Genomic DNA, 8,719 nt, shown 5'->3' on the forward strand with positions numbered 1-8,719 from the left:
TCCCTCTCGCTGTTCTCCCCTCAATTCTCTTTCCGTCCGGCGCTCGCCGGACTGTATGCCCTCGTCTTTATTCAAGGAGCGACCATGCATCTCGTTCAAACAATGGCTTACGTCGGAGCCGAACCCTGGCACGGCCTCGGAAACAAACTCACCCCGAAACAACCGCTCGAAGTCTGGAGACGCGCCGCCGGCATGGACTGGCGGATCGAAGAAGCTGAAGTGCGTTTCGTCGCCACTGGCAATCGCACCCTCGGCTCGATTCACGCGTTTCCCGAACAGAAGGTCTTGTACCGGTCGGACACCAAAGCACCGTTGTCCGTCGTTTCGGCTCGCTATCAGGTCGTGCAGCCCGAAGAGATTTTGGAGTTTTATCGAGACCTGACGGAGATCGGTGGTTTCCAGCTCGAGACCGCGGGTGTGCTCAAGGAGGGCCGCAAGCTCTGGGCGCTCGCCCGCACCGGACAGTCCGGCATGCTTAAAGGCAAAGACGAGGTGAATGGCTACCTGCTGCTGGCCACCGCGTGCGACGGGACGCTGGCCACCACCGCACAATTCACGTCGATCCGTGTCGTATGCAACAACACGCTCGCCATTGCCTTGGGGAACAGCGCTGGCGCAATCAAGGTCTCGCATCGATCACAGTTCGATGCAGCCGCTGTGAAGCGACAACTCGGTATCGCGGTCTCGACATGGGACGCATTCATGGTCCGCACCAAAGCCCTGTCCGAACGCAAGATCACCGACTCCACGGCCGAAGCGTTTCTGCGACGCGTGCTGACATACTCGACTGCCAACCTTCCCGACCGCGAGATCGTTGCCATCAATGAACGCGCGATTAAGGCAGTCGGTCAGCTTTATGCCGGTCGTGGCAAAGATGCGGATCTGGCATCGGCCTCCGGCACGGCGTGGGGATTGCTGAATGCGGTCACGGAATACGTCGATCACCATCGTCGCGCCCGTACTGATGACCACCGTCTTGATGCCGCCTGGTTCGGAGCGGGTGCAACGCTCAAGCAACGGGCATGGGATGCGGCAATGCAACTTGTCGCATGACCAAGCCCATCCCGCTTCTGGCAGTCGACATGCGCATTCAGATTCCGCGCGGTGTCGGCTTACGGTTCGGCGGCCGTTACGCCACGATCCTGCAAATCAAACCTCAGGGTACGACGGTCCATCTCGGAAACGGCAAACTCGTGACCTTCGCCGGCGACGCGTTGCAGGACACATTCCGGCGCATTAGTTCGGCATAGCTCCCGTATTGACTCACCTTTAGCCGGGTCAGATCCGTCTACCGGGCTTCTTCATTTTGGAGGTCTCTTGAACGCCCCTCACCCGGAGCCACCGCACCCGCGAAAGCCAGCACTGAAGCTAATCAAGACTGCCGACCTGTCGCGCGACGACTGGCTCGCGGTACGTCGTACCGGCATTGGCGGATCGGATGCTGCAGCTGCGGTCGGGCTCAATCCCTACATGAGCGCGCTGGAATTGTGGCTCGACAAGACCGGACGCGCGGAAGGTCTTCCCCGCGCCGATCCAGCCGATACGACGTCCCCTACGTATTGGGGCACGTTGTTGGAGCCCATCGTCGCGGCCGTTTAGACCCAGCAGACCGGCAACAAGGTCCGCAAGGTCAACGCGGTGCTGCGACATCCATCGATCGCGTGGATGCTGGCGAACATCGACCGGGAGGTCGTCGGCAGGCCTGACGTCCAGATCCTCGAGTGCAAGACGGCCGGCGAACATGGCACCCGACTCTGGCGGGACGGCGTGCCGGAATACATACAGCTGCAAGTCCAGCATCAGCTCGCCGTCACCGGCAAGACAGCAGCACACGTTGCGGTCCTGCTTTGCGGGCAGGCGCTGGAAGTGCATCGAATCGAACGGGACGACGCGTTGATCGGACGGCTCATCGAACTGGAACAGCGATTCTGGCGCTACGTGGAATCCGATACGCCGCCTCCTGCGGACGGATCGGAATCCGCCGACCGTGCGCTGCGTCACCTGTATCCCGGCAACGGTGAAACCATCGACTTCAGCAACGATCGGGTGCTGTCCTCCGTGTTCGCCGATCTGGTCGCCGTGCGAGCCGAGATCGAGACGCGCCAGCAACTCGAAGCGCAGTTCAAGCAAACGCTCCAGCAAGCCATGGGTGACGCAACTCGGGCTGTATTCGAAACCGGCGCCGTGTCGTTCAAGCGCAGCAAGGATTCGTCCACCGTCGACCGAGAACGGCTGCTCGCCGACCACCCCGAGTTCGAAACGCAGTACGCCCGTTCGAAGCCGGGTTCGCGGCGCTTTCTCGTTTCCACCTGATTCGATTCCCCATGACCAACTTCGAATGTCTCACGGAGATCATGACGTTCTCCCGCTACGGCGCGCTCGCGCAAGCGTTCGTGATGAACGCACTCAGTAAGCACGCCGAGCGCGTTGCGACCGTACCCCTCGAAACGTTGCAAGAACAGTTCGGCGTTCACCCGCTGATCAGCGTCGAAGCCTGGCATGGCGTCGCTCAGGAAATCCACACGAAGCTCGAAGCGCACTTCACGCGGTAGTCAGCGCGATTCGACGCTCGCCGCTCCCCTCTCCCTTTCATTTTTAGAGGACCACATCATGCTGAAGGGACTGAGCATCACCCCACCGATTGTCGGACGCATCGCGATCGGGAAAATTGTCGAGAAGAACGGCAAGCGTGTGCCCACTGCCGATGATCAATTCACGCTGACGACGCAGGTGCAACAACGCGGCGAATGGATGCTGCATCCGCTAAACGAAACACTCCGCAAGGCGACATCTGGCAAGCTGCGCGCGATTCCCATTCGGGTGCTTTTCTCCGACCCAGATTCAACCTGCGCTGCGAGTACTCGCTGTTCGATCGCGATACCGGGCGGCCCGTGTGTGTCGGCAACGGAGAGACGTGCCGACGTGCCACCGATGCAGGTATCGAAGCCATGCCCTGCCCGTCACCGGATGGCTGTACGTTCGGTCGTCAAGGCGGCTGCAAGCCCTACGGGCGACTGAACGTGATTGTCGGCGAGGATGATGAACTCGGGTCGTTCATCCTCCGCACCACGTCCTATAACAGTATCCGGACGCTGGCCGCACGCCTGCATTACTTCCGGGCGGTATCCGGCAACCTGCTGGCCTGTCTGCCGCTGGAATTGAAGCTGCGCGGTAAATCGACCACGCAGAGCTACAGGTCAGCCATCTATTACGTCGACCTCGGCGTGCGTGCGGGAAGCAAGCTCGAACAAGCGTTGATCGAGGCGAAGGAACTGGACGCGCGCCGTCGCGAAGCCGGGTTCGACCAGGCGGCACTCGATGCCGCCGCCCGGCTCGGCTTCGCCAACGGTGCGTTCGAGGATAGTCCCGACGAGCGCGCCGCTGTTGCCGAAGAGTTCTATCCACACGATGCGCCGCAATCGGACGCTGGTGACGGCGGCTCTGCCGACACCCCAGTCACGCTTCGCCAGAAGCTCGAACGCAAAGCCGTCCTGCTCGGCGGCAAGGCAGCATGAGCGTTCGACGCTGGGGGTTCGCGCTGGCGATGCTGGCAACCACGACTGCGCTCAGCCTGTCGATTCTGGCGGGTTGGCAGCGCAGCGGCACGTTGCCGGAACGGCTCATCTGGATCGCAATCGGAACGGTGCTCGCCACGAGCGCGCACCTGTTACCGGCGCTGATTCGGGATGCGCCGATCGTCGTCCGGGGTGTCGGTAGCCTGTTATGGGGCGCATGTCTGGTCACAGCCTGCTACGGTCACGCGGTGTTTTTCGCGTTCGCCCAACAGCATGCCGGCGAGCAACGGGCGGCGACGGTCCCGGTGGATTCAGCTCCATCATCCGGTCGGAGTCTCACCGCCGTCATGGCGGAACGCGCCGCCGTAACGGCGCAACTCGCGACCGCCAACGCCCGTTACTGCAACGGTAACTGCGTGACACTGGAAGGTCGGCGGGTCACGCTCGCGGCCAAGATCGATGCGCTGAACGCCGAAGCCAACGACATCCACCGTCAGCAAGTCACGACGGATCGAGTCACGGCGCGGCGTGACGCGTTACTCGCCGATCCCGTCACGTCACGACTCGCCGCGTTACTCGGCACGACGACCGCTCGGGTTGATCTGCTGACCGGACTCGCGTTCGCCGCGGTGCTGGAAGGCGTCGCGTGCGTGCTGTGGACAGTCGCGCTTCGGTCGCCGCTACCGAAGCCGTTACCGGTCACGACTGGCGTTACTCCGGAAGCAGTCACGGTGACGCCCGCCGTGACTCAGCCAATCGCCACGCCAGTCACGGACGCGCCGAACGTGACTGAACCCGTAGTCACGATAGTCACGGATGCGGGCGGCATGGCTCAGCCGGCAGTCATGCCCGTCGCGGCCAGTCACGACGACGAGACCGTTAGTCGCAATTCCGTAACGCCCAGTCACGACCGTACGACCACCGGTCATGCGCCGCGCGACGATCCGATTACGCCCTTACCGACCGGCGCTCCCAACGACGACCACCTGTCGCGACTCATTCAGGATGTCGCGACCGGGCTCGTTCGTCCGACCGTTGCCGACATTCGACGTCACCTGTCCTGTTCGCAATCTAGGGCAGCGGAGTTACGTCGGCAGCTTGTCGAACTCAACGTGACGGCATAAACAGCCGGGCCTCGCGCCCGGCTGTCTTCTTGTCGCCCTCATTTCACTTAATTCTCGTCATGCCACATGGACACCACCGAACTCGTTCCCAGCGTCAGTATCGTGAACCTCGCCAATCAGCGCGTCGCCGTCGTCGAACGCGTGCGCGCCGCTCTCGACCTGCTCGGCCAGGCACAAGAACTCGCCAAAGCTGCGCATCTCGGGTTCCCCCGGCTCGTGCTCGACGAGAGCTACGGCTGTCGGGGACGCCCCACCGTCACGGGAGAGTATGCCAAGCGCGACGATGCCGAGGCCGCCATCGCGCGTCTCATTGACGTGCGCGGCTGGACCTATTTGTTGTCCGAATCGGGCTTGCGCAGCTTCATGGATGCCCGAGGCACGCAAGCAGTGGGATAACCAGATTGCCGAAGGTGACGTACCTGAACTGACGGCCGCCAACATCCAAGCAACCTTCGCGCAGCTCTACGGCGCGCGCGGCGACATGTTCGAACGTGGCGTGGTCCAGTGCTTCAAGCGGCTGTCGTGGAACTACAAAACGAATCAGCCCTTCAAGTTCGGGCGCCGCATCATCGTTCGGTATTTGGTCTCGCAAGGCAGCTCCAATTATCACGTCACGAACGAGCTGAACGATCTGACGCGGGTGTTCAGCGTGCTCGATGGCGAGCCGGAGCCGGATCATCGACATGGCATGTCGTCGCTTATCTCGGACTCGCAGCGCCAACAGAAGATCGAGGCCGAGCACGGCTATTTTCACCTGCGTTGGTTCAAGAACGGCAACGGGCACTTGACGTTCAAGCGTGCTGATCTGGTCGAGAAGATGAACCTGATTCTCGCGAAGCACTATCCGAACGCCCTAGCGTCCGAAGCGCGGTAATTCCGGGACGCGCCCAGCGTCTCGCCTCTCCCTTTATCCATTCCGCGAACTCGGTATCCGGTTTATCCGGAGGCTCGTGTTCGCCCATTACTTGGAATATTTCGTGAATCCGCCATCCGTACAATCCGCCGGCCCGCGCTTCAAGCTCGGCCGGATTTTCGCCACGCCCGCCGCACTGGAAGTCATCGCCAACACACGCGTCTCGATCATTGACCTGCTGATCCGCCACATGCGCGGCGACTGGGGTGACCTGTCCGAATCCGACCGCCAGCAGAACGAGTTGTCGATTGATGCAGGGCTGCGTCTGCTGTCGAGCTACGTGCTGCCCAACAGCCAGACCGTATGGGTCATTACCGAGTGGGACCGCTCCGCGACCACCTTCCTCCTGCCGGGAGACTACTGACATGCTGATCCAGAAATTCCATGTCCCGGCGAGTCGCCTGCGGTCGCCGCGACCGGCGCGAAGCTCTTCAGCCGTCAGGGGCACTGGGACGGCGGCAGTACCCTGCACTGTGTCGCGATGGCGCTCGCGCTGCTCGGCAGGATCGGTGATCCGGTGTGGCTGCCGTATCATGAGGAAGGCGCAGAACGTAGCGTGTGGGACCACGCGTGGCCGCATTACCTGCACGGGCTCACGCTGTCGGAGATGGCAAGCTTCATCACCGAACTCAATATTGGCGTGCGGCCTGTGCTGTGCACCGGCAACGCTCAAGCGATCCCGCGTTTCAGCGAGAGGGAACTCGCCGCCGGCAACCCAGTGATCGTGGGCTGGAACCAGCCGCATCCGGTGAGCGCACATGCGGCGCTCGTCGTGGGCATCGAAGGACGCCAGAACGGGCGAACCTTCGAACCGCATTCGCTCCTGCTGCTGGATCCGGCGGGTAATGCGCCCGCACTCGCAGGCTTCAATGCGAGGCTGGACCGGCATGGCGACGAAGGCGTGATTTACCGGTCGTCAAACGCGGCACGAGCCATCTGCCAGAAAGGTGCTGTGTCGATGAGCGAAGTCGTGACTGAAGACGCCACCGCTGCTGCATGATCGTGGACGGGCGCCGCGTTCGCGCGGTGCCCCCCGGCACGCGACAATCTATCGGATTTCCGAAGTCGACCCGAACCGCTCACTTGGTTTTCCCGATAGCGGTCAGTCAACACGGCACAGGCGCTCCGAGGATCAGAGTAAGTGCACCCGTGTGGCTGCATGCCCACGGTGTGAGAATTCCAGCAGCAGGATTGAGCTGACCACGGATCACGTTTCCTGGCCATGTCGCACATTCGCGGACACATCCTTAAGCACATCTGCGAAAGTTATCGCGATGCGAGTCCGTCCGGTCTCCTTCGGCCATAGCAAGCCAAGCTTTCGGGACAATTCCGGATGCGTTATAGGTATCAGGTTGATGCATTCGAAGCCTGCTCCGGCACGTTCAGGAACGACGGTTGCAAGCTTGCCTTCGGCCGCGACCGTAAGAAGCGCCATCGTGGTATCCATTTCAACGACTACCCGCGGTTGTACTCTGGCAGCCTTGAACGCATCATCAATTAGGATGCGCGTCGAAAACTTCGGCGCGAGGAGCGCAAGGGGAATCGAATCAAGCGTTTTCCATTGAATCCGGTGCTTTTGCGCGAATGGGTGGTCCCGACCGACGGCCAAGACGAGCCGCTCCGTGAAAAGATACTCGGATTCAACGCCGTTCGTTGAAGCCGGATGGAATGCAATACCGAGATCGAGTGTACCTAGTGCCAGCTTTTCCTCAAGCTCCGCCGCGAGAAGATCCTGGACCACGATCCGAACCTTCGGATACCGCTGATTGAAGGACGAGACTGCTTCAGGCAGAAATGAAAGCGGAAATACCGGGATGGCGCCCAAAGTAAAGATACCTGCGTCGAGCTCGTTGAGTTCCTGCATGGCTCGCTTGGCTCGCATCATTTCGTTGCACGTGCGCGCCGCATAGTCATGAAAAACCCGGCCTGCCTGTGTGAGGCGAATGGTTCGCCCAACTCTGTCGAACAACACGATGCCCAGTTCCTCTTCGAGCTGGCGAAGGGCGTGCGACAGCGTGGATTGCGCAACGCACATCTTTTCAGCTGCCCGTGAAAGGCTGTTGAACTCAACAATAGCCAGGAAATAGCGAAGATGCCGAAGTTCCATATGTCTCTCGCTGGACCAGATCTGCATAACACTATTGATCGATAGTATCGAACAATTTTATCGAATTAATTCATTTTTCCGATCATCACGACCTAAGTACCATCACGAGTCGACACTCATCGATACCCGATTGATCGATGAGCGAGTTCGTCACGCGTGGTTGGTGCGCGCGACTGACGGCATCATGTCAATCGGCATCACATTGGAGTACCTAATGAGCGACGCCATTGTCGCGACACCGTACCCCCGCGCACCTCGAAGCATCGTGGGCACGAGAATTTTCGGAAGCAATTGAGGTCCCCGCGAACGCGAAGACTATCACGTTGAGTGGGGTAGGCGCGCTGCCGGCGAATCTCGACGTCGATCCGCACACGGTAAGCTATTTCGGCGATTTGAAAACGCAAACGAAAAGCGTGTTGGATCAGATTCAGCGAATCCTCGAAGGTAAAGGGTATACGTTGGGCGACGTGATCACCGTGCAGGCTCTTTTCGTTGCCGAGCCCGGGAAAAATGGTGTGCCAGACTACGATAGTTTTTCGAGCGTCTATGCCGAGTATTTCGGCTCGGCGGCGCAACCCTATCTGCCCACCCGGACTCGTGCACAGGTAGTGGGGCTTGTCGAACCAGGGTGGTTAGTCGAAGTGACCGTGACAGCGTCGAAGGTCGTGAAGATCGCACCTCCATCGATCTGACCTTTTTTCATCGATTCTGATTCATTGTCGACAATCCTGGCGCGGCAGTCGAAGGGCGGTTCATGGCCGGCAAGCGACCGCTCGCCGGCAGCGATGCCATCAAACCTCGGTCTGCTCCGCTATCTCAAGGGCATCGTCGACCTCAATGCCGAGATAGCGAACCGTGCTTTCCAGCTTGGTATGTCCGAGCAGCAATTGCACCGCCCGAAGGTTCTTCGTCCGCCGGTAGATCAGCGAAGCTTTTGTCCGGCGCATCGTGTGGGTACCATACGCCGTATCGTCAAGGCCAATCCACGCAATCCACCGATGCACCAGTCTGGCATATTGGCGCGTCGACAGATGCGGTGATGTATGCAACCGGCTCGGGA

General features: G+C 60.6%; 9 protein-coding genes and 3 pseudogenes. 10 read left to right on the plus strand and 2 right to left on the minus strand.

Going from position 1 to position 8,719, the window contains the following annotated elements:
• Positions 1–84: 84 nt before the first annotated feature.
• From AC3IFE_RS14935 to AC3IFE_RS14975, 9 genes and pseudogenes are all read left to right on the plus strand, one after another.
• Positions 85–1,053, plus strand: a complete 969-nt coding sequence (locus AC3IFE_RS14935; protein WP_489190972.1) for a DUF932 domain-containing protein — start codon at positions 85–87, stop codon at positions 1,051–1,053.
• Complete coding sequence (locus tag AC3IFE_RS14940) at positions 1,050–1,250, plus strand: hypothetical protein (RefSeq protein WP_489190959.1); 201 nt, start codon at positions 1,050–1,052, stop codon at positions 1,248–1,250. Before AC3IFE_RS14935 ends, AC3IFE_RS14940 begins: the two co-directional genes overlap by 4 nt.
• A 67-nt stretch (positions 1,251–1,317) precedes the next feature.
• Positions 1,318–2,313, plus strand: a pseudogene (locus tag AC3IFE_RS14945) (YqaJ viral recombinase family nuclease).
• Between the two features lie 11 nt (positions 2,314–2,324).
• The gene (locus AC3IFE_RS14950) at positions 2,325–2,552 is read left to right on the plus strand and encodes a hypothetical protein (protein WP_489190960.1); all 228 of its coding nucleotides are present in this window, start codon (positions 2,325–2,327) and stop codon (positions 2,550–2,552) included.
• Between the two features lie 58 nt (positions 2,553–2,610).
• A pseudogene (locus AC3IFE_RS14955) lies at positions 2,611–3,515 on the plus strand (recombination directionality factor).
• Positions 3,512–4,639 (plus strand): hypothetical protein, encoded by a 1,128-nt coding sequence (locus tag AC3IFE_RS14960; RefSeq protein ID WP_489190962.1) that lies wholly within the window; start codon positions 3,512–3,514, stop codon positions 4,637–4,639. The pseudogene AC3IFE_RS14955 and the gene AC3IFE_RS14960 overlap by 4 nt, the downstream one beginning before the upstream one ends.
• A 66-nt stretch (positions 4,640–4,705) precedes the next feature.
• Positions 4,706–5,513, plus strand: a pseudogene (locus AC3IFE_RS14965) (DUF4942 domain-containing protein).
• Positions 5,514–5,589: 76 nt separating this feature from the next.
• Positions 5,590–5,916, plus strand: coding sequence for a hypothetical protein (locus tag AC3IFE_RS14970; protein ID WP_489190963.1), 327 nt, complete (start codon positions 5,590–5,592; stop codon positions 5,914–5,916).
• Positions 5,917–6,033: 117 nt separating this feature from the next.
• Positions 6,034–6,552: a hypothetical protein gene (locus AC3IFE_RS14975; protein WP_489190964.1), complete on the plus strand. Its 519-nt coding sequence runs from the start codon at positions 6,034–6,036 to the stop codon at positions 6,550–6,552.
• 207 nt (positions 6,553–6,759) lie between these two features.
• Here the strand turns inward: AC3IFE_RS14975 and AC3IFE_RS14980 are convergent, their stop codons facing one another.
• A complete protein-coding gene (locus AC3IFE_RS14980; RefSeq protein ID WP_489190965.1) occupies positions 6,760–7,659 on the minus strand; it encodes a LysR substrate-binding domain-containing protein in 900 nt (299 codons plus the stop codon).
• A gap of 227 nt (positions 7,660–7,886) precedes the next feature.
• Between AC3IFE_RS14980 and AC3IFE_RS14985 the strand changes: the two genes are divergently transcribed.
• Complete coding sequence (locus AC3IFE_RS14985; RefSeq protein WP_489190966.1) at positions 7,887–8,351, plus strand: Rid family hydrolase; 465 nt, start codon at positions 7,887–7,889, stop codon at positions 8,349–8,351.
• Positions 8,352–8,450: 99 nt separating this feature from the next.
• Here the strand turns inward: AC3IFE_RS14985 and AC3IFE_RS14990 are convergent.
• A partial coding sequence (locus tag AC3IFE_RS14990; RefSeq protein WP_489190968.1) for a tyrosine-type recombinase/integrase occupies positions 8,451–8,719 on the minus strand: 269 nt, incomplete at its 5' end.

The organism is Burkholderia sp. APQ4-4ca, from assembly GCF_057837105.1.